This is a genomic window from Nonomuraea sp. NPDC050153, from assembly GCF_044460125.1.
GTDB lineage: Bacteria > Actinomycetota > Actinomycetes > Streptosporangiales > Streptosporangiaceae > Nonomuraea.
Genome location: NZ_JBITJQ010000031.1, coordinates 90,418 through 115,475, shown reverse-complemented (window position 1 = coordinate 115,475; position 25,058 = coordinate 90,418). Strand labels below are relative to the sequence as shown.

At 69.3% G+C, this 25,058-nt stretch carries 29 protein-coding genes, 2 tRNA genes and 1 other RNA gene; 15 read left to right on the top strand and 17 right to left on the bottom strand.

Going from position 1 to position 25,058, the window contains the following annotated elements; translation table 11 throughout:
- Position 1: 1 nt before the first annotated feature.
- Positions 2–916: an SMP-30/gluconolactonase/LRE family protein gene (locus ACIBQ1_RS47505; RefSeq protein WP_397288047.1), complete on the bottom strand. Its 915-nt coding sequence runs from the start codon at positions 914–916 to the stop codon at positions 2–4.
- Between the two features lie 56 nt (positions 917–972).
- Here ACIBQ1_RS47505 and ACIBQ1_RS47500 point away from each other — a divergent pair, with 56 nt between their 5' ends.
- Positions 973–1,404 (top strand): Lrp/AsnC family transcriptional regulator, encoded by a 432-nt coding sequence (locus ACIBQ1_RS47500; RefSeq protein ID WP_397288045.1) that lies wholly within the window; start codon positions 973–975, stop codon positions 1,402–1,404.
- Between the two features lie 9 nt (positions 1,405–1,413).
- Complete coding sequence (gene soxR, locus ACIBQ1_RS47495) at positions 1,414–1,947, top strand: redox-sensitive transcriptional activator SoxR (RefSeq protein WP_397288043.1); 534 nt, start codon at positions 1,414–1,416, stop codon at positions 1,945–1,947.
- Positions 1,948–2,022: 75 nt separating this feature from the next.
- Here soxR and ACIBQ1_RS47490 read toward each other — a convergent pair whose 3' ends face one another.
- The 6 genes from ACIBQ1_RS47490 to upp all read right to left on the bottom strand — a co-directional run bounded on the left by ACIBQ1_RS47490 (position 2,023) and on the right by upp (position 6,546).
- Positions 2,023–2,475: a universal stress protein gene (locus tag ACIBQ1_RS47490; protein WP_397288041.1), complete on the bottom strand. Its 453-nt coding sequence runs from the start codon at positions 2,473–2,475 to the stop codon at positions 2,023–2,025.
- Positions 2,476–2,563: 88 nt separating this feature from the next.
- Complete coding sequence (locus tag ACIBQ1_RS47485) at positions 2,564–3,238, bottom strand: FadR/GntR family transcriptional regulator (RefSeq protein ID WP_397288039.1); 675 nt, start codon at positions 3,236–3,238, stop codon at positions 2,564–2,566.
- 100 nt (positions 3,239–3,338) lie between these two features.
- On the bottom strand, positions 3,339–4,682 hold the full coding sequence (locus ACIBQ1_RS47480) for a helix-turn-helix domain-containing protein (RefSeq protein ID WP_397288037.1): 1,344 nt from the start codon (positions 4,680–4,682) through the stop codon (positions 3,339–3,341).
- 96 nt (positions 4,683–4,778) lie between these two features.
- Entirely contained in the window at positions 4,779–5,312 is a 534-nt protein-coding gene (locus ACIBQ1_RS47475; protein ID WP_397288035.1) for a PH domain-containing protein, read from the bottom strand.
- Between the two features lie 249 nt (positions 5,313–5,561).
- Positions 5,562–5,786 (bottom strand): hypothetical protein, encoded by a 225-nt coding sequence (locus ACIBQ1_RS47470; RefSeq protein ID WP_355386998.1) that lies wholly within the window; start codon positions 5,784–5,786, stop codon positions 5,562–5,564.
- Between the two features lie 121 nt (positions 5,787–5,907).
- Positions 5,908–6,546, bottom strand: coding sequence for a uracil phosphoribosyltransferase (gene upp, locus ACIBQ1_RS47465; RefSeq protein ID WP_397288033.1), 639 nt, complete (start codon positions 6,544–6,546; stop codon positions 5,908–5,910).
- A 201-nt stretch (positions 6,547–6,747) separates the two neighbouring features.
- Here upp and ACIBQ1_RS47460 point away from each other — a divergent pair, with 201 nt between their 5' ends.
- From ACIBQ1_RS47460 to ACIBQ1_RS47445, 4 genes are all read left to right on the top strand, one after another.
- Positions 6,748–7,260: a tRNA adenosine deaminase-associated protein gene (locus ACIBQ1_RS47460; protein WP_397288031.1), complete on the top strand. Its 513-nt coding sequence runs from the start codon at positions 6,748–6,750 to the stop codon at positions 7,258–7,260.
- Between the two features lie 18 nt (positions 7,261–7,278).
- Positions 7,279–7,755: a tRNA adenosine deaminase-associated protein gene (locus ACIBQ1_RS47455; protein ID WP_397288029.1), complete on the top strand. Its 477-nt coding sequence runs from the start codon at positions 7,279–7,281 to the stop codon at positions 7,753–7,755.
- A gap of 31 nt (positions 7,756–7,786) precedes the next feature.
- The gene (tadA, locus tag ACIBQ1_RS47450; protein ID WP_397288127.1) at positions 7,787–8,224 is read left to right on the top strand and encodes a tRNA adenosine(34) deaminase TadA; all 438 of its coding nucleotides are present in this window, start codon (positions 7,787–7,789) and stop codon (positions 8,222–8,224) included.
- 10 nt (positions 8,225–8,234) lie between these two features.
- Positions 8,235–8,324: transfer RNA gene (locus tag ACIBQ1_RS47445), tRNA-Ser, on the top strand.
- 218 nt (positions 8,325–8,542) lie between these two features.
- Here the strand turns inward: ACIBQ1_RS47445 and ACIBQ1_RS47440 are convergent.
- Positions 8,543–8,728 carry a hypothetical protein gene (locus ACIBQ1_RS47440; RefSeq protein ID WP_397288027.1) on the bottom strand — a complete coding sequence of 62 codons (186 nt, stop codon included), beginning with the start codon at positions 8,726–8,728 and terminating at the stop codon, positions 8,543–8,545.
- Positions 8,729–9,003: 275 nt separating this feature from the next.
- Here ACIBQ1_RS47440 and ACIBQ1_RS47435 point away from each other — a divergent pair, with 275 nt between their 5' ends.
- The gene (locus ACIBQ1_RS47435) at positions 9,004–9,921 is read left to right on the top strand and encodes an NADP-dependent oxidoreductase (protein WP_397288025.1); all 918 of its coding nucleotides are present in this window, start codon (positions 9,004–9,006) and stop codon (positions 9,919–9,921) included.
- 516 nt (positions 9,922–10,437) lie between these two features.
- Positions 10,438–10,920, top strand: a complete 483-nt coding sequence (locus ACIBQ1_RS47430) for a cupin domain-containing protein (protein WP_397288023.1) — start codon at positions 10,438–10,440, stop codon at positions 10,918–10,920.
- 142 nt (positions 10,921–11,062) lie between these two features.
- Here the strand turns inward: ACIBQ1_RS47430 and ACIBQ1_RS47425 are convergent, their stop codons facing one another.
- Positions 11,063–11,641, bottom strand: a complete 579-nt coding sequence (locus ACIBQ1_RS47425; protein ID WP_397288021.1) for a TetR/AcrR family transcriptional regulator — start codon at positions 11,639–11,641, stop codon at positions 11,063–11,065.
- A 177-nt stretch (positions 11,642–11,818) separates the two neighbouring features.
- On the opposite strand from ACIBQ1_RS47425, the gene ACIBQ1_RS47420 reads away from it, so the two are divergent.
- The 4 genes from ACIBQ1_RS47420 to ACIBQ1_RS47405 all read left to right on the top strand — a co-directional run bounded on the left by ACIBQ1_RS47420 (position 11,819) and on the right by ACIBQ1_RS47405 (position 15,908).
- Positions 11,819–12,730 (top strand): alpha/beta hydrolase, encoded by a 912-nt coding sequence (locus tag ACIBQ1_RS47420; protein WP_397288019.1) that lies wholly within the window; start codon positions 11,819–11,821, stop codon positions 12,728–12,730.
- Positions 12,731–12,742: 12 nt separating this feature from the next.
- Positions 12,743–12,979 carry an alpha/beta fold hydrolase gene (locus tag ACIBQ1_RS47415; RefSeq protein WP_397288017.1) on the top strand — a complete coding sequence of 79 codons (237 nt, stop codon included), beginning with the start codon at positions 12,743–12,745 and terminating at the stop codon, positions 12,977–12,979.
- A 55-nt stretch (positions 12,980–13,034) separates the two neighbouring features.
- On the top strand, positions 13,035–14,036 hold the full coding sequence (locus tag ACIBQ1_RS47410) for an NADP-dependent oxidoreductase (protein ID WP_397288015.1): 1,002 nt from the start codon (positions 13,035–13,037) through the stop codon (positions 14,034–14,036).
- Between the two features lie 318 nt (positions 14,037–14,354).
- Positions 14,355–15,908 (top strand): PucR family transcriptional regulator, encoded by a 1,554-nt coding sequence (locus ACIBQ1_RS47405; RefSeq protein ID WP_397288013.1) that lies wholly within the window; start codon positions 14,355–14,357, stop codon positions 15,906–15,908.
- A gap of 14 nt (positions 15,909–15,922) precedes the next feature.
- Here ACIBQ1_RS47405 and ACIBQ1_RS47400 read toward each other — a convergent pair whose 3' ends face one another.
- From ACIBQ1_RS47400 to ACIBQ1_RS47375, 6 genes are all read right to left on the bottom strand, one after another.
- Positions 15,923–16,789: a polysaccharide deacetylase gene (locus tag ACIBQ1_RS47400; RefSeq protein ID WP_397288011.1), complete on the bottom strand. Its 867-nt coding sequence runs from the start codon at positions 16,787–16,789 to the stop codon at positions 15,923–15,925.
- A gap of 21 nt (positions 16,790–16,810) precedes the next feature.
- Positions 16,811–17,944, bottom strand: a complete 1,134-nt coding sequence (locus ACIBQ1_RS47395) for a tRNA-dihydrouridine synthase (protein ID WP_397288009.1) — start codon at positions 17,942–17,944, stop codon at positions 16,811–16,813.
- A gap of 31 nt (positions 17,945–17,975) precedes the next feature.
- Positions 17,976–18,611 (bottom strand): DUF1989 domain-containing protein, encoded by a 636-nt coding sequence (locus ACIBQ1_RS47390; RefSeq protein WP_397288007.1) that lies wholly within the window; start codon positions 18,609–18,611, stop codon positions 17,976–17,978.
- A gap of 230 nt (positions 18,612–18,841) precedes the next feature.
- The gene (locus ACIBQ1_RS47385) at positions 18,842–19,138 is read right to left on the bottom strand and encodes a type II toxin-antitoxin system VapB family antitoxin (RefSeq protein WP_185069514.1); all 297 of its coding nucleotides are present in this window, start codon (positions 19,136–19,138) and stop codon (positions 18,842–18,844) included.
- Between the two features lie 48 nt (positions 19,139–19,186).
- Entirely contained in the window at positions 19,187–19,333 is a 147-nt protein-coding gene (locus tag ACIBQ1_RS47380) for a neutral zinc metallopeptidase (RefSeq protein WP_397288005.1), read from the bottom strand.
- Between the two features lie 42 nt (positions 19,334–19,375).
- On the bottom strand, positions 19,376–20,332 hold the full coding sequence (locus ACIBQ1_RS47375) for a neutral zinc metallopeptidase (protein WP_397288003.1): 957 nt from the start codon (positions 20,330–20,332) through the stop codon (positions 19,376–19,378).
- A gap of 86 nt (positions 20,333–20,418) precedes the next feature.
- Between ACIBQ1_RS47375 and ACIBQ1_RS47370 the strand changes: the two genes are divergently transcribed.
- A complete protein-coding gene (locus tag ACIBQ1_RS47370; RefSeq protein WP_397288001.1) occupies positions 20,419–21,060 on the top strand; it encodes a LysE family translocator in 642 nt (213 codons plus the stop codon).
- A 44-nt stretch (positions 21,061–21,104) separates the two neighbouring features.
- Here ACIBQ1_RS47370 and ACIBQ1_RS47365 read toward each other — a convergent pair whose 3' ends face one another.
- Both ACIBQ1_RS47365 and ACIBQ1_RS47360 read right to left on the bottom strand, forming a co-directional pair.
- The gene (locus tag ACIBQ1_RS47365) at positions 21,105–21,887 is read right to left on the bottom strand and encodes a class I SAM-dependent methyltransferase (protein WP_397287999.1); all 783 of its coding nucleotides are present in this window, start codon (positions 21,885–21,887) and stop codon (positions 21,105–21,107) included.
- 390 nt (positions 21,888–22,277) lie between these two features.
- Positions 22,278–22,362: transfer RNA gene (locus ACIBQ1_RS47360), tRNA-Ser, on the bottom strand.
- Between the two features lie 86 nt (positions 22,363–22,448).
- On the opposite strand from ACIBQ1_RS47360, the gene ffs reads away from it, so the two are divergent.
- An RNA gene (ffs, locus tag ACIBQ1_RS47355) (signal recognition particle sRNA small type) lies at positions 22,449–22,544 on the top strand.
- 31 nt (positions 22,545–22,575) lie between these two features.
- A complete protein-coding gene (locus tag ACIBQ1_RS47350) occupies positions 22,576–25,029 on the top strand; it encodes a DNA polymerase III subunit gamma and tau (protein ID WP_397287997.1) in 2,454 nt (817 codons plus the stop codon).
- Positions 25,030–25,058 lie beyond the last annotated feature (29 nt).

The window sequence follows — 25,058 nt, the reverse complement described above, 5'->3', positions numbered from 1 at the left end:
GCTAGCGCCCGGCCCAGACCGGGCGCGCGCCGGTGACGTTGGTCATCAGGGAGTAGAGCGAGGACGAGGCCGCGATGAACAGCCGGTTGCGCTTGAGCCCGCCGAACACCAGGTTGGCCGTGGGCTCCGGCATGTTCAGCCGGCCGATCAGCGTCCCGTCCGGGTCGTAGCAGAGCACCGCCCTGCCGGCCGCGGCCCAGACGCGGCCCGTGTCGTCGAGTCGCAGGCCGTCGAAGCTGTCCTGCTCCGTCCCCTCGGCGAAGACCTTGCCGCCCGCGAGCGTGCCGTCCTCGCGCACGTCGAACACGCGCAGGTGCCTCATGCGGGTGTCGGCGACGTAGAGCCGGCTCTCGTCGAGCGAGAACGCCAGGCCGTTGGGGCGGACGAAGTCGTCGGCCACGACGCGGACCTCGCCCGTCACCGGGTCGGCGCGGTAGACGTGGCAGCCGTCGATCTCCTGCTCGGCGGCGTAGCCCTCGTAGTTGCTGAGGATCCCGTACGGCGGGTCCGTGAACCAGACGGACCCGTCGGAGCGGACCACGACGTCGTTGGGACTGTTGAGGCGCTTGCCCTCCCAGCGGTCGGCGATGACCGTGATCGAGCCGTCGTGCTCGGTGCGGGTGACGCGGCGGTTGCCGTGTTCGCAGGAGATCAGGCGGCCCTCGCGGTCGAGGGTGTTGCCGTTGGTGTAACCGGACGGCTGGCGGAACAGCCCGACCGCGCCCGTCATCTCGTCCCAGCGCAGCATCCGCTCGTTGGGGATGTCGCTCCAGACCAGGAACCGGCCGGCCGGGAAGTAAACAGGGCCCTCCGCCCAGCGGGTGCCGGTGTGCAGGCGTTCGACGTAGTCGTCTCCGCCCACCCCGGCGAACCGCTCGTCGAGCACCTCGAACTCAGTGGGGATCGTGTCCGTCATGCCGTCCACAATATCCTGTTCGACATCTCCGGTATATGACTGGATATCATTCGGCTGTGGATGATATCGACAGAATGTTGATCGACCTGCTGCAGGAGGACGCCACGCGGTCGTACGCGGTGCTGGGCAAGGCGGTGGGGCTGTCCAGCGGGGCCGCGCACGAGCGGGTACGCAAGCTGCGCGAGCGCGGGGTCATCAGGCGCACGACGATCGAGGTGGACCAGGAGGCGCTCGGGCGCACGGTGACGGCGTACGTGCTCGTGGACGGGAGCACCTGGATGGGCGACAGCGCCGACCGGCTGGCGGGGATCTCGGAGATCGAGGAGGCGCACGTCATCGCGGGTCCCGCGTCGGTGCTGCTCAAGGTCCGTACGGCAGGGACGGCGGAGCTGCAGGACGTGCTGCGCCGGGTGTTCGGGGTGGACGGCGTCACGGGCACGCAGACGATCGTGGTCCTGGAGACGCTCTTCGAACGAACCCTCAAGTAATCTCCAGGTATGACGAAGGTCGCCTGGAACACCAAGGAGCTCACCGTCGGCCAGCTCGCCGAGCGCAGCGGGGTCGCCGTGTCCGCCCTGCACTTCTACGAGAGCAAGGGCCTGATCAAGAGTCGTCGTACAGCGGGAAACCAGCGCCGCTACACCCGTGACAGCCTGCGCAGGGTCGCGTTCATCAGGCTGGCCCAGCGCATCGGCATCCCCCTGAAGACCATCAAGGACGCCCTGGCCGAGCTGCCGGACGAGCGTACGCCCAACCGTGACGACTGGGCTCGGCTGTCGGCGGCCTGGCGCGGCGAGCTGGACGACCGGATCGAGCAGCTCCAGCGGCTGCGCGACGACCTCACCGACTGCATCGGGTGCGGCTGCCTGTCCCTCGACCGGTGCCCGGTGGCGAACCCGCACGACCGGCTCGGAGACGAGGGACCGGGCGCGCGCCGCATTGACACCCGGCTCTGCTCGCCACAGGAGTTCTGCGCCACTTCGACGGGCTGCGCCTCCGGGACGGACCCGTCCCTGCCCGCGGCGTCCTGACGGCCGACGTCGCCCGTCACCCCCGAAAAGGCCCCAGCCGAAGTGCGGCGGCGCACTTCGGCCGGGAGCGGCGATTCAGCGGGTGGGCTTGGCCGGCGGGACGATGAGCGTCGGCCGGTGCGCGTGATGCAGCACGTGGTTGGACACGCTGCCGAGCAGCACCGACCGCACCCCGGCCAGCCCACGCGACCCCGTGACGATCAACGAGGCGTCCAGCTCGTCCGCCACGTCCACGATCTTCTTCCAGATCGACTCGTTGTCGGCCACCGCCCGATAGGTGACGTCCGAGAGCCCGGCGGCGATGGCCAGCTCCGCCCCCTCCCGGGCATGCTGCTCGGCCTGGGCGTGCGCCTCGTCCTCGGTGTCCTGGTCGATGGCGCCCGCGGCCAGCGGATACTTCTTGAGCTGGACGAGCAGCGGCTCCCACACCGTGATGACGACAGTGGGCTCGGCGGCGAGGTGCTTGGCCGCGAACTCGATCGCGGCGCGCGAGTCGGCGGAGCCGTCGTAGGCGACAAGGATGGTCATGGCATTCTTCCCTTCGCTTCACTCTTTCGCTGAAGCACTGAAGCGATCAGGTGCCATTCCGGGGCCCGCTGTCTCCTTTGTCACACCCTCAGGACTCGGTGAGGGCGATGAGGATGTGCTCCATGCAGGCGTGGCCCGCCCGCTCGGCCGCCGTCGCGTCCCCCGCCGCGATGGCGCGGGCGATGGCGTCGTGCGGGATGTAGCTCTTGTCGAGCGAGGTCCCCGCGGCCGTGATGCTGGCGCGCAGGGCCGCCGAGAAGTCCTCGTAGAGGTCGATCAGCACCAGGTTGTGCGTCGCGTGCGCCACGGCCATGTGGAAGGCCAGGTCGGCCTCGACGAAGTAGTCGGGGTCGTCCAGCTCCCAGGCCCGGTCCCGCTCGGCCAGGGCCGCCTCGATGCGCTTGATGTCGTCGTCCGTACGCCGGGTGGCGGCCAGGCGAGCGGACTCGACCTCGAGCGCGCGGCGTACCTCGAGGATCTCGAGCTGTTCGGCCTGCTTGAGCCGGCGCAACATCGCGCCGGACAGCTCGCTGGTCGCGCGGACGTAAGTGCCGTCCCCCTGACGGCACTCGAGCAGCCCGGCGTGCGTGAGCGCGCGTACGGCCTCCCGAACGGTGTTGCGGCCCACCCCGAGTTGCTCGGCGAGCACCGTCTCGGTCGGGATCTTGCCGTTCATTGGCCACGACCCTGAGGTGATCTGCTCCTTGAGCTGATCGATCACCTGGTCGACGAGCGAGGCCCGCTGCGCCGTACGCAGACTCACAGTCCGCCTCCTCCGGGGAAACCAATCATCCTATGAGTCAATGACTGGTCGACCCTAATTATTCCAGACTCAAAACGCCAAATCTGGAGCTCCTGGAGGGTCAGCGCGAAACTGTGGCGTCGACGGTCACCCCCGCCATGACGGAACGGACTCCGGCGGCTTCGAGGGCTTTACGATATGCGGCGGTCTGCTGTGTCCTGGCGCCGGCCCTGCCGTAGAGGTCGCCCAGCTCGCGCCAGCAACGGGCGGCCTGCCGGTCGGATCCGAACACCGGCCGGTCGAGCGTGTCGAGCGCCCGGTGGGCGTCGCTCAGGTGCGCGGCGGCGTCGCTCCCCTCCTCGAACGCGACGGTGGCCAGCACGAGGTGGGCCTCGGCCGGCGTGGTGCCGGCGTGGTCGTGCGACAGGCCCAGCGCCGTGTTCGCCAGCTCGCTCGCCCGCGCCGAGGCGCCGGTCCGCAGCGCGACCCGCGCGTGCACGATGAGGCTCTCGCCGTGCTCGCGCGCCGTGCCGGGGAAGGTGGCGAACGCCCTGGCGGCGGCCGAGATGAGCTGCTCGGCCTCGTCGGCCGGAACGGTGGTCAGCCTGGACCAGTGCATGGCGGTCCTGGCCAGTTGCAGCGACAGCCGGGTCTGGCGACCGGCCATGATCGCGTCGTCGGCGAGGCGCACGGCCAGGGCCGAGTCCTCGCCGGCAGCGGCGGCGGCGCTCGCGTGCCACAGCGACTGAATCTCTCCGGAACGGTCCACAACTTCAGGAACGCCGGTCAGATCCAGCACCCGCTTGACGTATCCCAGCTCGCGGGACTCGCTCTCGCGCTCGCTGCGTGCCTCGACCAGAGCGGCTGCCAGGTCGACGGCGATCTCGCCCTGCGTGATGGACAGCCGCTCGGCCTGCTCAAGGGCGGCGGTGGCCAGGTCGCGGGCCCGCAGGCGGTCGCCCGCCCGCTGGTAGCAGCGGCTCAGTGCGATCGTGAGCGGGAGGTCGGCCAGCCGCTCGGGGTGAGCCGCGGCCTCCCTGCGCAGACGCTCGAACGCCTCCACCGCCTGACCGAGGCGACCCTGGGCCTCGAGCGCACGCGCCCTGCCGAACCGGGCGTGCGCGGTCAGCATGGCGTTTTCCTCGTCGGCCGCCTTCACGATCTCCGTGAAGCGGTCGGCGGCGACGGACGGATCGCCGTGTTGCAGCTCGAGCTCGGCGTGGCGCAGGCCGAGCTCGGTGTCGATGCGCTGCCGAGGCTCGATCCCGTGAAGGAGGAACTCGGTCGTGCACCCCAGCCGCTCGGCCAGCAGCCGGGCCACGACAGGAGTCGGCGTGCGCTTGCCCGACTCAATGAGCGAGACATAACTGTCAGACAGGTCGGGTCCGGCCAGTTGGGCCTGGGACATCCGCCTGTTCAGCCGCAGTCCTCGGACGCGGTCACCGATGGTTCCCTGACTCGGCATCTCATCTCTCAAGGCGGGGAAGGGTCAACAACACGCAATGATTGCATGAAGTAGCCGAATCGGGTATCCCCGAGTGAAGAATTCCCCGCGAGGAGATTAATCGTCGCTCTCGTCCTTGCTGGGAAAAAGCATCCCGCAGACCTCGAGGTACAGCGTCTCGGGGTACGGAATGTACTCGACCGTCGAGAGTGCCTGGTCCTGACCTGCTGACTCGAGGATGAACTCACCGTAACCGAGCATGCGCCCAAGCAGACTTCTTTGGAAGCTCATGTCGGTGACCTTGCCCAAAGGCATCATCGCGACCTTACGGGTGATCAAGCCCGTTGTCAGCAGCATCCGCTTGGAAGTCACCACAAAGTAATCGACCGACCACTCCGCGACTTTCCACACGAATCTCACCAGTAGCAGCAGCCACAACCACCACACCACGACGAGCGCCGTGCCGCCTTGATCGCTGCCGCCGAAGAACTTGCTGAGCAAGGCCGCGGCGATCAAACCGGCGAGCACCTCAGCGACCGGGCGCAGCAAGATCGCAGGGTGCCGCCGCACCATGATGAACTGTTGTTCTTGGGGGAGGAGGTAACGGTTGACCGACGACGGCGCGGAGTCCCCGTGGGTCACAAGTCTCATGAGAGGCTGTTCACAAATTGAGCCAGCGAGTCGGCTGCGTTGAACACCGTGTCGAACGCTCCTCTCACCGCGTCCGCGGCGTCAGATGGTCGTGCGAACAGGTAGTACGCCACAAATGCGATACCACCGTATGTGAGGACTTTTTTGACCTGCACCGTCGCCTCCGTGCCCTTACACTCCACCCGCCCTATACATTACCCACCCCGATGCCGGGGTAAAGATGCCTTGGCGGGATAGTTTTGATCTTGTTCAGCCCCGTTCGCTGGCCACCAGAGCCAGGACGTGAAGGTGCTTGCGCGCGATGCGCTCCACAAGGCTTGGGTGGGCGTAGCCGGTGACCTCCAGCGCGCCGTAGTGCGCTGCTTCAACGCAGCGCGTTACGGTGGTCGCGGAGTGGATGCCGGCGAACTCGTCGCACAGCACTGTTTCCACCTCCGCGTACGGAGCCGGGTCCGCCTCGGTGTGATCGCTCATTGTGCTCCCCCACGCGCATGCGGAAGTTGCCTTCCTGCCTCTTCGTACCCACGAAACAACAGTATGTAACGAAGCGATGACTGCGTGTGATGAGAAAGGTGCTTTTCGGGACGTCGTGGCGTCAGACCACGCCGTAGAGGCGGTCGCCCGCGTCGCCGAGGCCGGGCACGATGTAGCCGTTCTCGTTGAGCCGCTCGTCGAGCGCGGCGGTCACCACGCGGATGGGCTTGCCCGAGTTCGCGAACACCTTGTCCATGTGCGCCAGGCCCTCGGGGGCGGCCAGCAGGCAGATGGCCGTGACGTCGACCGCGCCCCTGTCGAACAGGAACTGCACGGCCGCCGCCAGCGTGCCGCCGGTGGCCAGCATCGGGTCGACGACGTAGCACTGGCGCCCGGACAGGTCGTCGGGCAGCCGCGTGGCGTACGTCTCGGCCTGGAGCGTGGACTCGTTCCTGATCATGCCGAGGAACCCGACCTCGGCCGTGGGCAGCAGCCTGGTCATGCCGTCGAGCATGCCGAGCCCGGCGCGCAGGATGGGCACCACCAGCGGGTACGGCTTGGCCAGCCGCACGCCGTGGGCGGGGGACACGGGCGTCTCGACCGTGACGTCGGTGATCCGCACGTCGCGGGTGGCCTCGTACGCGAGCAGCGTCACCAGCTCATCCGCGAGCCTGCGGAAGGTCGGCGAGTCCGTGCGGACATCGCGCAGAGTGGTCAGCTTGTGGGCCACGAGCGGATGGTCGACGACCAGGGTTTCCATAGACGGCAAGGCTATCCGCTGGGGAACGTGCTGGGGACCCCGCCACCTGCGGCGGTTCCCGGGGCGCGGTACGCTGCCCCGGCGCTTCAGGTCATTGGTTTTGATCACAATTTGGTCCGAGAGGCACACGCCTCGTGCGCGGGTCTGGAACGATTGGGTGCTGGTGATATCTGTCGTGTCAGAGGTCGGGTGGGGATGGCGATGACAGACGAAGACGACGCTCTCGACTTCGCCATCGTGGTCTATCGCGAGGACGAGTGCTGGGACGCCGAGCTGCTTCCGGTCGTGCTCACGTCGGACCTGAAGGGGCTGATCCACGCCCTGCGTCAGCAGCCCAGCGAGAGCGGGACGATCGGCCTGGTCGCCGTGGGCGACGAGTTCTTCGTGGCGCTGCGGGTCCTGGGCGAGCGGGTCGACGTGTTCCTGTCCGACATCGCCGCCTCCTGGGACTTCCCGCTGGCCCGTCAGGTTCTCGACTACCTCGACGTGCCGGTGCCGGACGAGGAGGAGCTCGACGAGATCCTCCAGGACGAGGAGACCGTGCTGCCCGCCGGAGATCTGTCGATCTTCGCTGATCTCGGGTTGGACGAGATGGAGCTGGGCATCCTCTCCGGCGACATAGATCTGCTGCCCGAAGATGTGCTGTCCAGCATCGCCGCGCGGCTCGGCTTCTCCGAGCCGTTCGAGCGTGCCATCGAATCGGTCTTCGGCTGACCCCCCTGGAGCTCGGACATGGCGTCCAACACCTTCTCTGCGGCTTTCGTCAGGACTTCGGGCGGCTGGAGCGGCGCCGAGGTCGATCTGAGCAGCGCCGAGATCGTCGACGACCTCGGTGACGCGGTCACGGAGGCACTGGGCCTCTCCGGCGACGAGCTGGCCCTGCTCTGTGTCGAGGTCGAGGACGAGTGGTTCGCCATCGCCCGCTACCGGGGCGAGGAGGAGCCGCGCGTGTTCCTGTCGGACGCGCACGCGATCCTGTCCGACAGCCTGGGCGAGCTGTTCGCCGAGTTCGCCGGCGTGGCGCCCGACAAGGAGGGCAACGGCATGGGCGTGCGCCCGGCCGGCGACTTCGAGCTGCTCGCCGACCTCGGGGTCAGCTCCGAGGAGCTGCTGGAGCTGAGCATGGAGGAGGGCATGCTGCCGGCCGACATCCTGTCGGTGATCGCCGAGCGGCTCTCCTTCGCCGACGAGCTCGACCGGCTGCGGTGACCCGGCTCCTGGCGTGACGTACGAGGAGGCCATGCGCCTGGCGCTGGCGCAGGCGGTCACGGCGGAGGCCAGGGGAGAGATCCCGGTGGGCGCGGTGGTCCTCGACCCGCTCGGCGAGGTCCTGTCCGCGGCGGGCAACGACCGCGAGTCCTCCGCCGACCCGACGGCCCACGCCGAGGTGCTCGCGCTCCGGCAGGCGGCCATGCGGCGCGGGCAGTGGCGGCTGAACGGCTGCACGCTCGTGGTGACCCTGGAGCCCTGCACGATGTGCGCGGGCGCCGCCGTGCTGGCCAGGGTCGACCGGATCGTCTACGGCGCGGTGGACGAGAAGGGCGGGGCCGTGGGCTCGCTCTGGGACGTCGTACGCGACCGCCGGCTCAACCATCGGCCCGAGGTCGTCATGGGAGTCCTGGCTGACGAGTGCTCGTCGGCGCTAAAGCGGTTCTTCGCCACTCGCCGGATCCGGTAAGCTCATGCGCGGTGGTGTCGCCTAGTGGCCGAGGGCGCACGCCTCGAAAGCGTGTGATGGGGCAACTCATCCGTGGGTTCAAATCCCACCACCACCGCCACGAAAGGGCCCCCGACCTGCACCAACAGGTCGGGGGCCCTTCGCATGACAAAATCATGGGGCACGGGTCTCCAGGCGATCTTGAAATGCGGCTCCCGGTGGTGGCGGTCGCCTACCTTCCGAGATGGAAGGACGTCAGATCATGGCATGGATCGAAACGCGCAAGGGTTTCAAGGCTGCCGCCAGAGCGCCCTGTGGGCGCCCTGACCTGTGGGTCGCTCAGCGGCGGTAGCTGTTCCGCCGGGAGCGGCGGCGTGATGATTGACGGGCCTTTCTGAGGGTGTCTCCCGGCTCGGGCTGCATCAAGTGGATAGACGCGCCGGCGAGATATTTGCGGATATCCATAGTGATCCCCCAACGATTGACGGCAGGGGAGAGCGCCGGATGCTGGATGGGTACCTGCATGGGCACCCTCCTCTGTATGCGTAAACCTCCTGAATCCTCGATACCTTCCCCGGATTTCCCCCTCGAAGGGTTCGCGGCTGAACCTTTACGGTTTGGGGGCGCGAGCGATACCGGGCAGTGGGAAGCGGGTCCGGGGGCAGGGGCGGCCGGTCGGCGCCGAGCGCGTGGTCGGCGGCGGTGGGCGAATCGCCACAGCGAGTCCGAACGGATCAGATCCCTGCTCAGACGGGTACGTTCGTCCTGCTCGACATCTCCACCACTGGCGAGGACCTGCCATGCAAGCCATCACCGTCCGAGACCGCGCCGCCGGTGTGTCCGGGCTTTCCCTGACGGAAGAGCCGTATCCCCATGCCGCCGAGAACGACGTCATCGTGCGGGTGCATGCTGCGGGGTTCACCCGGGGAGAGCTCGACTGGCCGGGAACGTGGTCCGATCGCGCGGGCCGTGACAGGACGCCGAGTGTGCCCGGGCACGAGGTGTCCGGGGTCGTGGTGGAGCTGGGGTACGGAACCACCCGTCTGACCGTCGGCCAGCGGGTGTTCGGGTATACCGACCCGACGCGCAACGGCACGCTGGCCGAGTACGTGGCGGTGGAGGCCCGCGACCTCGCGCCGCTGCCGGCCGGCGTCGACCACACCGTGGCGGCCGCGCTGCCGATCTCAGGGTTGACCGCATGGGAGGGCCTGTTCGACCACGGCCGCCTCGCCGCCGGCCAGACCGTCCTGGTCCACGGCGCTGCGGGCGGTGTCGGCTCCATCGCGGTGCAGCTCGCGCGCGAGGCGGGAGCCCGGGTGATCGGCACCGGCCGGGCCGCGGCCAGGGACACGGCGCTCGGGCTCGGCGTGGACGCCTTCCTGGACCTGCAGGCCGATTCCCTGGACGATGCCGGTCAGGTCGACGTGGTGCTCGACGTGATCGGCGGCGACATCCTCGACCGCTCGGCCGCGCTGGTACGCCCCGGCGGCACGCTCGTCACCATCGTCTCACCGCCCACGGTCCGGCCCCGGGACGGGCGTGCGATCTTCTTCGTCGTCGAACACAATCGCGACCGGCTCGCGGACCTGGCCCAGCGGCTTCGGGACGGACGGCTCCGCCCGATCGTCGGCGCGGTGCGGACACTCGCCGAGGCGCCCGCCGCCCTCGCCCACCCCGCCCCCGGCAAGACGATCATCCGGGTCGTCGACGACGCGTAGCCGGTTACGCGCGGCGGACGGCGTGGCCAAGGCCCGGCGGTGCTGCCCGCGTGGGCGGGCAGCACCGCGACGCGGTCCGTGCCCTCACCCTTCTTGAGCGCCGTCGTCGACAACGCGATGAGGAGCCTTGCAGCTGGTCGAGTGCCGCTTGCCAAGGTTGACGCGTTGCTGCTCAGTCACGGCAGAGCATTCAGCCCGCGTACGTGAACGGCCGCCCCTGCCGCCCGGCAGCCGGTCGCGCGGTTCGTCGTGGTGCGGCCCTCGGGCGGCTCGACCCGCGTCTGAACAGACCATCACCAAGGCTTGAATTCGCCCTCGGTAGGCGTCGAGTTGTCCGGGCAGCGTACCCAGGCAACTCCACTCCGCCTGACCAGGACCCCACGCCGATGGCGAGCGCTTCGGCGGTGTCCGGTGGTACGACGGACACCGTCGCAGCGAGCCCTTCGGGCCGGAAGCCGGGAGGCCACGTGATCGTCCCATCCGCCTCAAAGATCCGTGCAGTCTAGGAGAGTCGTCATGATCCGAGGAGGGTTTGCCGGTGGCTTCCTGGCTGCCGGCATGGTTGCTCTGGCCGCCGCGTGCGCTCCCACGACGGAGCGTGAGACCGGCACGGTCCGGGTCGCTGCCAAGGTGCCGGTTGCCGCCACGGTGACGCAGCCACCGAACGAGACGCTGACGCCTCTGGTGGAACAGGCGCTTCCCAATGTCAAGGGCAAGACATTCACCTCGGCGATCGCAAGCTTCCCACCCGGCGCACGAGCCGTGCCGCATCGGCACGGCCAGGCTTTCGTGTACGCGTACGTGCTCGAAGGCACCATGCGCAGCCAGATCAGCGGCGAGCCGGCGCGCACTTACCGCCAAGGAGAGGGCTGGGTCGAGCCGCCGGGCGCCCACCACGTGCTCTCGGAGAACACCAGCCAGACAGAACCGGCCAAACTGCTGGTCATCTTCATCTCCGACACAGGAGACAAGATCAAGGTCGATGATCCGCCAAGCTAGGGCATCGGATGCGCACGGGGTGGCAGGCAGCGAGGTTGCTCGGCCGGATCGGATGGAGGCCCCAGGATCGCCGCAAGGTCACTTCAAAAAAGTGGTTGCCGCCCTCCGGTGATGCGGCCTGGCGATGCGGGCGCCAGGTCTGCTAGATGGCGTCCAGCAGCGCGAGGGCATTCTGGATGCCCTGCTCGAGGACGGCGTCGGCGAGCTGCCGGTCGGCCAGTGCGCGGGAGAGCTGCATTGCCCCGATCATTCCGGCGTAGACGCTGAGCGTCTTGACGCGTGCCGATTGCGGATCGTGCGGCGCCAGGCGGGCGGTCAGGTCGTCGATGATGGCCAGCACGCCTTCGGTGTAGGCCTGCCTGGTTGTGTCCGGGCAGCGGCCGATCTCATCGAGCAGGGCGGCCGACGGACAGCCTTCGCCGGGGTTGTCGCGGTGCTCGGCCGAAAGATACTGACGCACGATCTGTTCGACTCCGGCGCGGCCGGGCGCCACCCCGCCGAGGTTTTCGCGCTGTTCGCGGAGTTGGTCGGCGACGGTGGTGGCGACCAGGTCGTCCTTGGAGGCGAAGTGGGCGTAGAAGGCGCCGTTGGTCAGTCCCGCGTCTGCCATGAGCGTGGCGACCCCGGAGCCGTCGATGCCGTCCTTCTTGAGCCGGCGGCCGGCCGTCTCGATGATCCGCTGCCTCGTCGCCTGCTTGTGCTCCTTGCCATACCGCACCATGCGAACCTCCTCCTGGGGTCGGGCTCACATGCCCTCGCCGCATCTCATCTTCGTACGATCATAATCTAAACGCGGCAGAACCCTTGCATCTGGATGACGTCTCATCCTATGGTCGTATGGTCGTAATTCAAAGATGGTGCACGAGCCGCGTGCGCCGCATTGAGCAGGAGCGTCACCATGGGAGCAAGTCCTCAGGCACAGCAGTTCGCGCGGTTCCTTGAGAGCGTGAGCGCGAAGTCCTCGACGCCGGGCCTCGACCTGGCCATCGTCCGCGACATCGTCGAGACGAACCATCGGGCGTCGACCGAGCCGGAAGGCGTCACCTACGCCGAAGTGGACGCGAACGGCGTCCCCGCCCTCTGGTGCATCCCCGAGGGCGCCGACCCCGACCGAGCGCTGCTCCACTTCCACTTCGGCGGGTCGGTCACCGCCTCGATGCACTCCGATCGCAAGGCCGCCGGCCACATCGCCAAGGCGGCAGGCGTCCGTTCCCTCGTCGTGGACTTCCGTCTGGCGCCTGAACACCCCTACCCGGCGCAGCTCGACGACGCTGAAACGGCCTACCGGTGGCTGCTCTCACAAGGCTACGAGCCACGAAACATCGGCAGCACGGGCCACTCGATCGGCGGCACCCTCGCCGTCATGCTGCCACTCCGTCTCATCGCCAACGGCGAACAGACCCCCGGAGCGATCGTCAGCATCTCACCGTGGACCGACCTCACCCTCCACAACGCGGCGGTGGACGAAAACGAGCAAACAGACAAGATGCTCAGCAGGGGCACACTCGAGCTCTTCCGCGGAGCATGGCTGCAGGACCCCGCCCTGGACTTCACCGACCCTCGGATCAGCCTCGTCAATGCCGATCTGACCGGCCTGCCGCCCACGAGCGTCCACTACGGCGAGCACGAACTCCTCGCTGACGACGGTGCCCAGTTCGGCCGTCGGCTTGCGGAGTTCAAGATCACCTCCGAGGTCCACCCGATGTCTGAAGGACAGCACTCATTCATCCTGGGCGCGGGGCGCGTGCCCGAGGTGGACCAGGCGATCCAGCAGGTGGGCCAGTGGCTCCGCCACCATCTCGGCGCCTGAACAGAAGAAACCGTGAATACCACATACAAGGACGCGCCCACCGAGACGGTCGATGTCGGCGGAACGAGTTTCGCGTACCGGCGACTCGGAACGCAGACCGGCGCGCCAGTGATATTCCTCAACCACTTGACCGGGGTTCTGGACGACTGGGATGCCCGGATCGTCGACGGCGTCGCCGCCCGGCATCGAGCGGTCACCTTGACTTCCTCGCACGATAATCCTGGCGGATCGGATCGGCCGAACAGGTGAGTCCGCCGCGCGCCTGTCATTCTCATTCGGCAATAAATTACAGAGAGGGAATATCGTGAAAGCATTCGTTCTCGACGGTTACGGAAACAGCGACAAGGTGCGGGCGGGCGTGATGCCGGACCCGGAGGCGCGGGAGGACGACGTCCTGGTCCAGGTCCACGCCGCGGGCGTGAACCTTCTTGATGCCAAAATCAGGGACGGAGAGTTCAAACTCATTCTGCCCTATCGGCTGCCGGTCATTCTGGGCAATGATGTGGCCGGTGTCGTGGTCCGGGTCGGGTCCCAGGTGCGGCGATTCAAGCCTGGCGACGAGGTCTACGCACGCCCAGGTAAAGATCGAATCGGCGCTTTCGCGGAATTCATCTCGATGAAAGAAGACGACCTGGCACTCAAGCCGGCACGACTCACCATGGAAGAAGCGGCTTCCATCCCGCTGGTCGGCTTGACCGCTTGGCAGGCGTTGATCGAGACGGCGAAGCTGAAGGAGGGGCAGAAGGTCTTCATCCAAGCAGGTTCCGGCGGTGTCGGAACCTTTGCCGTCCAACTGGCCAAGCATGTCGGCGCGACCGTGGCCACAACGACCAGCACGGCGAACATCGATCTGGTGAAGAGCCTCGGCGCTGATGTCGTGATCGACTACAGGAAAGACGACTTCGAAAAAATCCTGCATGACTACGATGTGGTTCTGCACAGCCTGGACGACGAGACGCTCAAAAAGTCTCTACGAGTACTGAAGCCCGGCGGGAAGCTCATCTCGATCTCCGGCCCGCCTGATCCCGATTTCGCGAAAGAGGTCGGCTCGCCGTGGATCCTGGGGCCGGTGATGCGCGTTCTGAGCTATCGAACCAGGAGAGCGGCACGACGTCGTCACGTCAGCTATTCGTTTCTTTTCATGCGAGCAAGCGGAGACCAGCTGCGCGAGATCACTTCTCTCATCGACTCGGGAATCATACGCCCCGTCGTGGATCGGGTCTTTCCGTTCGAATCCACCAAAGAGGCCATGGCTTACCTCGAAACGGGACGCGCAAAAGGCAAGGTTGTCGTCAGGGTGAGGTGACACGTCGGCGAGACCGCCAACCACGCCAACAAAAGGATAAAAACGTCATGAGCGCATATCTGGCAGAGCAGCCGAGAACCTTACCGTAGAAGGTCCCTCCGCCCGGTTCACCTACCGGAGGATGGGGCCGCGGCGCGGTGTCCCTCTGGTCCTGCTGAACCGCTTCCGCGGCACCATCGACTGGTGGGACCCGGTCGTGGCTGGGTGACATGGATGCCTCCTCGTCGTGTGACAGGCACCACATGAACACCGGAGCGGACCCCATGGAGAGTGGAGAAACCTCTAGCGATCCCGCCGGAGGGTGTCTAGATTCACATCATGTTCACGCTCAATGCCCTGGTGGGCGACGCGACGCTCGAACTCCGCGTGCTCATCCCCGGGCCGGCGGGCGCGCTGGACGAGCCGGTGGCATGGGTCCACAACACCGAGCTGCCCGACCCCTCGGCGTACGTCCAGGAGAGCGAGCTGGTCCTGACCAACGGCCTGTGGACGGGCCAGGTGACGGCGGCCGAGTTCGTGGCGAACGTGAAACGCGCCAGGGCCGCGGGAATCGTGTTCGGCCTGCGGGCCGAGACACCGCGCACGCCGAAGGAGCTCGTCCGGGCGTGCGGGGAGGCGGAGCTGCCCCTGCTGGAGATCTCCCAGGCGGTGCCGTTCACCGCGATCTCCCACGCGGTCACCGCGCTCTACACCGACCAGCGTCAGCGGGCCCTCATCGGCATGGTGCGCCGTGGCGACGCGCTGGCCACGGCGATCTCACGCGGAGCCGGCGCCTCCGGCGTGCTCCGCGTGCTGACGAAGGACCACGACCTGCCTCTGGCGGTGGTCGACCGGATGGCCCGGCTGCTCGCGACGACCGGCGCACAGCTCGACGAGGAACAACTGCGCATCGTGGCCGCGGGACTGTCCCGGCACCCGCCGGCCCTGGAACTCGACCTGGGCGACGGCCCGGCGGCCCTGTACCCCGTGGGCGCGGTGGGCGACATCGACGCGGCGCTCGTCTGCCTGCGCCCGCTGTCCGGCCTCGCCCCCGCCGAGCGCGAGGCGCTGGAGCAGGCCGCCAGGTTCCTCAGCCTGGAGGTGGCCAAGCAGCAGGCCGTCCAGGCCATCGAGATGCGGTTCGCCGGCGAGCTGCTGGAGATGGTGCTGTCCGGCGGGCGCGCGACGGAGGTGGCCGGGCGGCTACGGGCGTTCGGCGTGGACCCGGCGGGGCCGCTGACGGTCTGCGCGGTCGCCTTCGCCGAGGAGGAGGCGGCCACGCCGCACGGGCTCGCGCAGGTGATCGGCGACTTCCTCGCCGCCGAGGGGGTGCCGGCCGTCGTGGCGGGCGGCACCCAGGACGTCGTCACGGTGCTCGCCTGGCGCCGGCCGGAGCGGGAGCTGTCCCTGCTGGCGGAGCGGCTGGTCAGGGCCGTGGACAAGCGGTTTCCCGGACGGCGTCCCGTCGCCGGGCTCGGCGGCCTGGCGCCGCACTCGGCGGAGCTGCGCCGGCCGCTCATGCGGTCCCGGGAGGCGTGCCGGGTGCTGCGGCGCAACCGCAACGGGCCGGCCGTGCGCAGCTTCGCCGAGCTGGGCACGCACCGGCTCCTGCTCGGGCTGGTCGACCCGGGCACGCTGCGCGCGTTCTCCCATGACCTGCTGGCGTCCCTGCGCGAGCACGACGCCCGGCGCGGCAGCGACCTCGAACTGACGGTGCGCGCCTTCCTCGACCACGACGGGCAGTGGGCGACGACGGCCGCCGCCCTGCACATCCACGTCAACACTCTGCGCAACCGGCTCGCCAAGGCGGCCGAGCTGACCGGCAGGGACATCAGCCGCACCGAAGACCGGGTGGACCTGTTTCTCGCGCTCGCCATCGACGCCATGGCGTGACCGGTCGCCGGTGGTCAGCCGGGATAGATCTCCGGGTCGGCGGCGGGCGGACGTGGCCGGCGGGTGGGCAGGTCCGGATCCCCCGCCGCCGCCTCGGCCACGTCCCGGCACCGGGCGAACCGTACGTCCCCGCATTCGAGCGCGTACTCGATGAACCGGCGCAGCGCCTCGGCCCGGCCGGGGCGGCCCGACAGGAACGGATGCACGCACAGGTTGAACAGGCACCTGTAGCGGCGCATCCCGTCCAGCTCGGCCCGCCACAGCTCCAACACCTTCGCGGGCGACTCGATGACCGAGCCGACGTGCGGCGCCGGCAGGAAGGCGTACTGCTCCCAGTCGTCGAGCGACCAGTGGACGGGCAGCTCGATGATGTCCGCCGTTCGCGTCGCGACCCGGTAGGGACGGTCGTCGCCCATCAACGAGGAGTCGTAGCGCAGGCCGTGCTCGGCGACCAGATCGGCCGTCTGCCACGACGCCTCCCACAACGCCGCCCGGTGCCCGGCGATCTCGATGCCCTGACCGGCGAACACCGCCAGCGCGCGCTCGAAGTCCGCGCGTTCCTCCTCCGGAGTCATCGACGTGGGCGCCCGGTGGCTGTAGGAGTGGTGCGCCACCTCGTGCCCGCGCTCGACGATCGACCCGGCCAGGCCGGGCCGCTGCTCGGCCACCCACCCGGGCACGAAGAACGTGGCGGGGACGCGGAGGTCGTCCAGGATCCCCAGGATGCGGGGCAAACCCACGTCGGGCCCGTACGCCTGGTGCGACATCGTGCTCGCGTGCTGGGCGTAGCGGCGCCCCTGGGCGAGGATCGGCGTCTCGGCGTCCACGTCGAACGTCAGCGTCACGACGGCCGCGGCACCCTGGTGCCAGCTGTCGGTCACGCCGACCACCTGCCTTCCCGCTCAGATCCGCGCCGCTTGCCGCCACTGACGGGCGTTGCCCAACGTGGCCATGGGCTGCAGCATCATATGGTCGAACCCCGCCGGGGGCAGTCCCTGGCCCAGGCGTCGCGGCAGGTCGGGGTTGGCCAGCGCGCCCCGGCCCACGGACACCAGGTCGGCATGGCCGTCCGACAGCACTTGAGCCGCCTGGGCGAGGTCGTGCATGCCGCCGTTCGCGATGACGGGCAGGCCGGTCACCTGACGGGCCAGGCCGGTGATCGTGACGCCGCCGTCCAGACGAGCGGTCTCGATCCAGTCCCGTCCCTCGCTGGCGATGTGCAGGTAGCTCGCACCCGCCTCGGCCAGCGCCGCGAAGACGACCTTCGCGTCGTGGGCGCCACCCGGCCACCGGTGGACGAAGTCGTTCACCTTGGTCTGCGAGAGCCGTATGCCGACGCAGAACTCCGCGCCCAGCTCGGCACGGATCGCGGCCACCACTTCGGCGGCCAGGCGTACCCGGCCGGCCACCGGGCCTCCGTAGGAGTCGTCACGCAGGTTGGTGTAGTCGGTGAGGAACTGGTCCACCAGGTAGCCGTTGGCGCCGTGCACCTCGACTCCGTCGAAGCCCGCCTCCTCGGCGCGCGCCGCCGACCGCACGAAGCCGTCCACCGCCGTCTCGATGTCGGCCAGGCTCATCGCCCTGGGCGTCGGCCACCTTCCGCTGCCGCCGTACTCGGGCATCTTCTCCCCGCGCGGAGGCACGGCCGACGGGCCCGCGGTGTCGTCGCGGTGGCGGTTGCCCTGGGACAGCGCGCCGGCGTGCATCAGCTGCATGACGATCCGCGACCCGGCGGCGTGCACCCGCTCGGTGATCTCCCGCCAGGCCGCCACGTGCTCGCCGGACACGATGCCCGGCTGGTTGAGGTAGCCCTGGCTGTAGACGGTGTCGGTGTACGTGCCCTCGGTGATCAGCAGGCCGAAGCCGCCCTGGGCGTACGCGGTGTAGTAGTCGGTCATCTCGGGGGTCGGCGTGCCGTCCGGAGCCGCCGAGACCCGGGTCATGGGGGCCACCGCCAGGCGGTTGGCCAGGGTGAGCCGCCCGATCCGTTCGGGCCGCAACGCCGGATGGCCGGAGCCGATGAGGGTGTCGGTCATGGGAGCTCGCTCCTTGAAAGGGTGTCGCGGGTCAGGGCAGGACGTCGATCGCCAGCGGCGTCGGCTCGCCGCCGTTGATGTCCACGAGGTCCTGCGGGCAGGCGGACACCACGACCACGCAGTCCGTGTCCGCCCGGAAGGTGATCGCGTCTCCCGGACGACTGGCCGCCGGCAGCCAGCGGAGCCGCCCGTCGTCCTCCACGGGGATGCGCATGAACACGTTGACCGGCTGCGGGGTGAACGGGACGGACAGCCCCATTCCGGCCAGAGCCCGGTTCAGGTTGTCCGCGCAGGAGGCGTGGCCGCCCTCCACGCCCAGCGCGGCGTAGCGGGCCGGGTCGCAGGCCGGGATCAGCATGTCGTGCCAGCCCGGGGACGTGTCGGAGACCAGGGTGAGGACGGGGCGGCGGCGGTCGGTGACGAACTGCTGCCCCACCGCGGGAAAGAGCCGGTTCGTGGAGCCGCGGGTGTGGGCGGCGCTCAGATGCTCGGTCAGGGTTTCGGCGAAACCGCCGGCCCCGGCGGATGCGGGGATGAAGGCGAAGACATCACCGACCTGGCCGCCCTCCAGATCGACGACGCTCACGCGCCGGCCCGCGGCCACCCGCACGGCACGGCCTTCGCGGGCGGGTACGACCGTGCGCCTTTCGGCGGTCATGGATCTCATGGCGCCAGAAAACCATCGCGGGCTCCACCCGGCCTATGGATGATCGCCCAGCGAACAGCGAACTTACTGGAACTATCTCCAGTTTCTCGATGCCACGGCCCTCGTTTGAGAGACGCGGGCCCAAGCAGGGCTGCGGTTTTTTCGATGAATGATGTTGGAAACCCGGGCCGCCGGACGTGCGCGCATACGAAAAGGGAGCCGCGGGATTCGCGGCTCCCTTTTCGTTTCTCTCAGTTGGGCAGCTCAAGGACCCTGGCGTGCAGGATCGATCTTTGGTGCAGCGCCGCGCGCAACGCGCGGTGCAGGCCGTCCTCCAGATAGAGCTCGCCCTGCCACTGCACCACGTGCGGGAAAAGGTCTCCGTAGAAGGTGGAGTCGGCGGCGAGCAACGAGTGCAGGTCCAGTACGGCCTTCGTGGTGATCAACGAGTCGAGCCGGACCTGCCGTGGCGGAATCTGCGCCCACTCCCGGTTGGAGAGGCCGTGGTCGGGATAAGGGCGTCCGTCGCCGACAAGCTTGAAGATCACCCCACCGATTTTAGGAGAGAATCCGATTCCTTGCGTTGTCCGGGAGCGTCAACGCAGGTCTGCCGGTTCGCAGGCGGTGGCTCCGCCGTTTTTGCAGCCGCGCTGGAAGGCGTTGACGCGTTGCTCGAAGCTGCCGTGCGTGAACGATTCAGGATCGATTTTGCCGGTGGTGCGTCGCTGGATTCTGTGGATCACGCCACCGGGGAAGCCTGCGGGCGGCTTCCCCACAGGGCCGCGTCAAATGCCTCCGGAGAACGTGTCGCACCGCTTGGGGTCCCCGCTGTCGTACCCGACGGTGAACCACTTCTCCCGCTGCTGCGACGTGCCGTGGGTGAAGGCGTCCGGGGTCACGCGGCCCTGCGTGCGCCGCTGGATGCTGTCGTCTCCGACCGCCGAGGCCGCGCTGAGCGCCTGGTCGATGTCCGCCTGGGAGAACGGCTCCCGGTAGAAGCCGGTCTTGACCGCGTTGTGCGCCCAGACGCCCGCGTAGCAGTCGGCCTGCAGCTCCAGCCGTACCGATGGGCTCTCGGCGCCCGGCCTGCTGTTGGGGCCGACCCTGTTCATGGTGCCGAGCAGGTTCTGGACGTGGTGGCCGTACTCGTGGGCGACCACGTACGCCTGCGCGAACGGACCGCCCTCGGCGCCGAAGTTCCGCTGGAGCGTGTTGAAGAACGACAGGTCGAGGTAGACCTTGCGATCGGCGGGGCAGTAGAAGGGGCCCACGGCGGCGTCGGCGGTGCCGCAGCCGGTGTTGACCGCGTTGGAGAAGAGCACGGTCTTGGCGGGCGTGTACGTCTTGCCGCGCTCCTGGAACGCCTGCCGCCAGTATGTCTGGATGCTGTTGACCGTGCCGACGATCCGGCAGTCCTCGGACTGCTCGGCATCGGCGCCGGTGCGGCACCGCGCCGCCAGGTTGCCGGTCGGGGCGGCCGTGGTCGGGGCGGGCGGCTGCTGCCCGCCTTCCTGCGGGCCACGTTCCTGCGGGCCCTGGCCGCTGAACGGCGAGGGGACGATCCCGAACAGGAACAGCGCGGCCACCGCCAGAATGAGCAGCAGACAGCCGCCACAGCCGCCCCGGCCGCCGATGGGCAGGGAGCACCCGCCCGGCATCCCGCCCCTGCCCGGCTGCGGACCCGAGGCCCGAACGTCCTCGACCTGTGACGGGTCGAGTTGCGCGTCGTCGTCGAACTGCATGTCTCCCTACTCCCCAGCGACGGGGCGAATACGCAGCGCGACAAATCAAGATGCAAAAAACCGGATATTTCGGCTAATCTGCCGACATGACGGGTGGCTTGATCGGGATCGCACTGGTGTCGCTGGGTATGGTTCTCACCCCCGGGCCGAACATGGTCTATCTGATCTCGCGATCGATCGCCCAGGGCCGCCGGGCCGGCCTGATCTCCCTCACCGGCGTCTTCCTCGGCTTCACCCTCTACCTGACCGCGACGTGCCTGGGGCTGACGGCCGTCTTCGCGTACGTACCGGCCGCGTACACGGCACTCAAGCTCGCCGGCGCCGCGTACCTGCTCTGGCTGGCCTGGAACGCCCTCAAGCCGGGCGGCACCTCGGCCTTCCAGCCGCGCCAACTGGAGCCGGAGCCTCCGCGCAAGCTGTTCGGCATGGGGCTGCTGACCTGCCTGCTCAACCCCAAGATCGCCATCCTGTACCTGTCGCTGCTCCCGCAGTTCATCGACCCGTCGATGGGTCACGTGCTGTTGCAGAGCCTGGCGCTCGGCTCCGTCCAGATCGTCGTCGCCACCACGGTCAACGGCCTGATCGCCATCTCGGCCGGCGCCCTGGCCGCCTTCCTGGGCAGCCGCCCCCTCTGGCTCCGCGTCCAGCGCTACGTCACGGGCACGGTCCTCGGCGTCTTCGCCATCCACATGGCCACCGACCGCTCAAAGGCCATGGTGGCCACCTGACCGGCCTGATCTGATCGTCCGGACAACGATTGCCGGCGAAACCGTCAGCGCCCGGGCCGCCGGGCGATCAGCACCTCGGTCACCAGTTCCTGCTCCCACCGGCCGACCGGATTGTCGGCGAGCAGCGCTCGCCGCAGCGCCCCGACGAAGGCGGGCAGATGGTCGCCGAGCCGGGCGGGCGAGCTGTAGGAGTAGGAGAGCTGGAGCCCGATCAGCCCATCCACGTCCCAGGTCAGCCGTCGGCCGAACACCCGGGACTCCACGCCGCTGAACGGCGAGGCGGCCAGCAGGTCGTGATGATGCTCGCCGGTGGCGTGGAAGGAATCGGCCGCCGTGCGGATGTCGAGGCCGAACTCCTCGCACACCCGCCTCTCGACCGGCTGCCACGGTTGCGAGTCCGGCTGCCACGGCTCTCCCCGCTGCCTCGCCGGGCCGACAAGGGCCACCGCGCCGCCGGGTGGGAGCAGTCCGTCCAGCTCCGCCAGCACGGACCCGCGGTCCATCCAGTGAAACGACCGGCCCATCACCACATGCTCGAACGGCGGCAACGCCCACAGAACGGTCGAGTCGCCGCGCAACCAGGCGATGTTGGCGAGGCCCCCGGCCAGGCGCCTCCCCTCGGCGAGCATTTCCCGCGCGGGGTCCACCGCGAGCACCGCCGTCACCCGCCGCGCCAGCGGGATCGCGATCGTCCCGGGGCCACATCCGAGATCCAGCACCCGGCTGTCCGCGCCGAACGCTTCCGCCAGGTGCCCGATCGCCGCCTGGCCGTATCCCGGGCGGTACCTGGCGTAGTACGGCGCGGCCCCGCCGAACAGGTCCTCCACGGACGGGACCATAGACGAGCCCCGGCAAACCCCGCACGCCAGACGACCCGACCTCACACGGTGATCACGTCACCGCCGCCACGGGCCTGCCCAAACCGGGGGACGGCGGCCCGGTCACGGCGACCGGCTGGGTCGAGCGCCGCTCGATCACGTAGGTCCGTTGGCGAGGTTCTGCAGGGCGGCTTTGTCGGGTTTGCCGCCGGGGGTGCGGGGGATTTCGTTGACGAGCCAGAGGTGGCGGGGCTCGTGGCGCGCGCCGAGTGATTCGCGGATCAGGGCTCGCAGGGCTTGCTCTGGGAGGGAGGTGAGCCCTCCGAAGAAGACTGGAATAGCAAAAGGGGCCGACTTGGATGGGGTCGGCCCCTTCGCGTTTACTGCCTCAACCAGGCGCGGAGGATAGGGGATTTGAACCCCTGATAGGTTGCCCTATACACGCTTTCCAAGCGTGCGCCCTCGGCCACTAGGCGAATCCTCCGTCGACGAGCTTACCGGACTTCTGGGTGTGCGCAGACCACCTTTTCCGGGGTGGAGCAAGCACTGCGGCATCCGGCTAGACTGTGCAGGGACCCCTCGCGCGGCGTCATCCTGTGAACCTCCCCAGGGCCGGAAGGCAGCAAGGATAAGCGGGCTCTGGCGGGTGTGCGAGGGGTCTCTTCGTTGAGAGCCCCCTCGCAGGCGGGATGGTCGCATGAGCCTTGCGCTTTACCGCAAGTACCGGCCCGGGACGTTCGCCGAGGTCAAGGGTCAGGAGCACGTCACAGACCCGCTGCGGCAGGCGCTGCGTACGAGGCGGATCAACCATGCCTACCTGTTCAGCGGTCCTCGCGGGTGTGGCAAGACCTCCAGCGCCCGCATCCTGGCGCGTTCCCTCAACTGCGAGCAGGGTCCTACGCCCGACCCGTGCGGTGTCTGCGAGTCGTGTGTCGCGCTCGCCCCGACCGGTCCCGGCCACCTGGACGTCATCGAGATCGACGCCGCCTCGCACGGTGGCGTGGACGACGCGCGTGACCTGAGGGAACGGGCGTTCTTCGCCCCCGTCTCCGCGCGATACAAGATCTACATCATCGACGAGGCGCACATGGTGACCCGCGAGGGTTTCAACGCGCTGCTCAAGCTCGTCGAGGAGCCCCCGCCGCATCTGAAGTTCATCTTCGCGACGACCGAGCCGGAAAAGGTCATCGGCACGATCAAGTCGCGTACGCACCACTACCCGTTCAGGCTGATGCCGCCCGCGACGCTCCGGGCGCTGCTGGAGGAGATCCTCACCTCCGAGAGCGTGCCCTTCGAGCCCAACGCGCTGCCCCTCGTGGTGCGGGCGGGCGCGGGCTCGGCGCGTGACTCGCTGTCCATCCTCGACCAGCTCCTCGCCGGGGCCGAGGAGGACGGCATCACGTACGCCAAGGCCGTCTCCCTGCTCGGCTACACCGACGGCGACCTGCTCGACGAGGTGGTCAACGCGTTCGCGGCGCGTGCCGGCGGGCAGGTGTTCCACGCGGTCAACCGGGTGATCGAGGGCGGCCACGACCCCCGCCGCTTCGCCTCCGACCTGCTCGAACGCTTCCGCGACCTGGTCATCCTGGCGAACGTCCCCGAGGCGGCGTCGAGCGGCCTGCTCGACCGGCCCGCCGACGAGCTGGAGCGCCTGGTGCAGCAGGCCGCCTCGATGGGCCCGGCGGAGCTCACCCGGGCGGCCGAGGTCTTCAACGCCGGTCTCACCGAGATGCGCGGCGCCACCTCGCCTCGGCTGCTGCTTGAGCTGATGTGCGCCCGCGTCCTGCTCCCGGGCGCCGCGCAGGGTGAGGAGGCGCTGCTCGCCCGCCTCGAACGCCTTGAGCGCGGTGGTGCCGTCGCGCAGATGGCCGCGAGAGCGTCCGCCCCGGTCGCGTCCGTTTCCGCCCCGCCTGTTTCTGGCCCGCCCGTTTCCGGTTCAGCCGGTACGGCCTCCGTACCCGGTTCCGGTGCGGTGCCTGTTCCTCGGCCGGGTGCTTCGGCCGGCCAGGGCGGCGTCCCGGCTCCGGCCGGCGCCGGGAGCGCGGGTGAAGTGGCGGCCCAGGCCACCGCTGCCGGTTCCGGTGCCGCGGGGGCTGACGACTGGCCCGAGACCGCTCGTCCGGGCTCGCCTCCCGTGACGCAGGCAGCCCCGGCCGTGAGCGCGCCCCAGGCGGCAAGCGGCGGACAGCCCGGCGGCGGCGCTCCCGTCGGAGGCGGCGCGCCCACCGGCGGTGGCGCGGGTGCCATACAGGCGCAGTGGGCCGCCGTGCTGGCCGCGCTCAAGCAGCGCAGCATCGTCGTCTGGGCGAACGTGAGCACCAACGCCCAGGTCGTGGGCGTGGAAGGCAACGTCGTCACCCTGGGCTTCACCCAGGTCGGCGCGATGAAGAACTTCACGGGCGGCGGCAAGGACGCCGTCGTGGCCGGCGCGCTCGTCGACGTGCTCGGCGGTACGTGGCGCGTCGAGGCGGTCGTCGGCGGCTCCCCGGCCCCGTCCCGGAGCGCTCCCCGCCCGCCGTCGCACGGCGGCCCGGCAGGAGGCCACAGCGCGGCGCCGGGTTCCACCGGCCCGCAGGCCGCCCCCTCAGGTCCGCCCGGACCTGCCGGCGTTCCCGGCGCCCAGGTCGGGCCGGGTGCCCAGGGTGCTCAAGGCGGGCCGGGCGCTCAGGGTGGGCAGGGTGCTCACGGTCCCCAAGGGCGTACGGCCTCCCACGGCGGGTCCCAGGACGACGGGGACGCCCAGGAGCCCGGCCCAGGCCACCCCCCGGCCGCGACCAACGGACATCAGACCACGGACGAGTCCTGGCCCGAGGCCCCCGATGACCTCAGCCCCGGCTCCCCGCCGGCCCCCGACCCCACGAACACCGTCTCCGTCGCCGCCCACCAGCCCTCCGGCGCGACGGTCGGGAGCGGACTGGCCGCCGCGAGGTCGGCGGCGCGGGCCGCGGCCCAGGCGGGTCCCCGCGTCCCGGCCGCCCGTGGCGGTGCCGCGGCCTGGCCGGAGACCGTCCCAGCCCGTAACAAGGGCCCGGAGTCGGACGACGTCGACCCCCTGAACGACGCCGACGCCGACGTGGACGCGGTGTCAGGCATGGCCCTGCTGGAACGCGAGCTCGGCGCACAGGTGATCGGCGAGATCGACCACACCTGAGGGCACGCGTCAGGCCACGCCCGAGGACG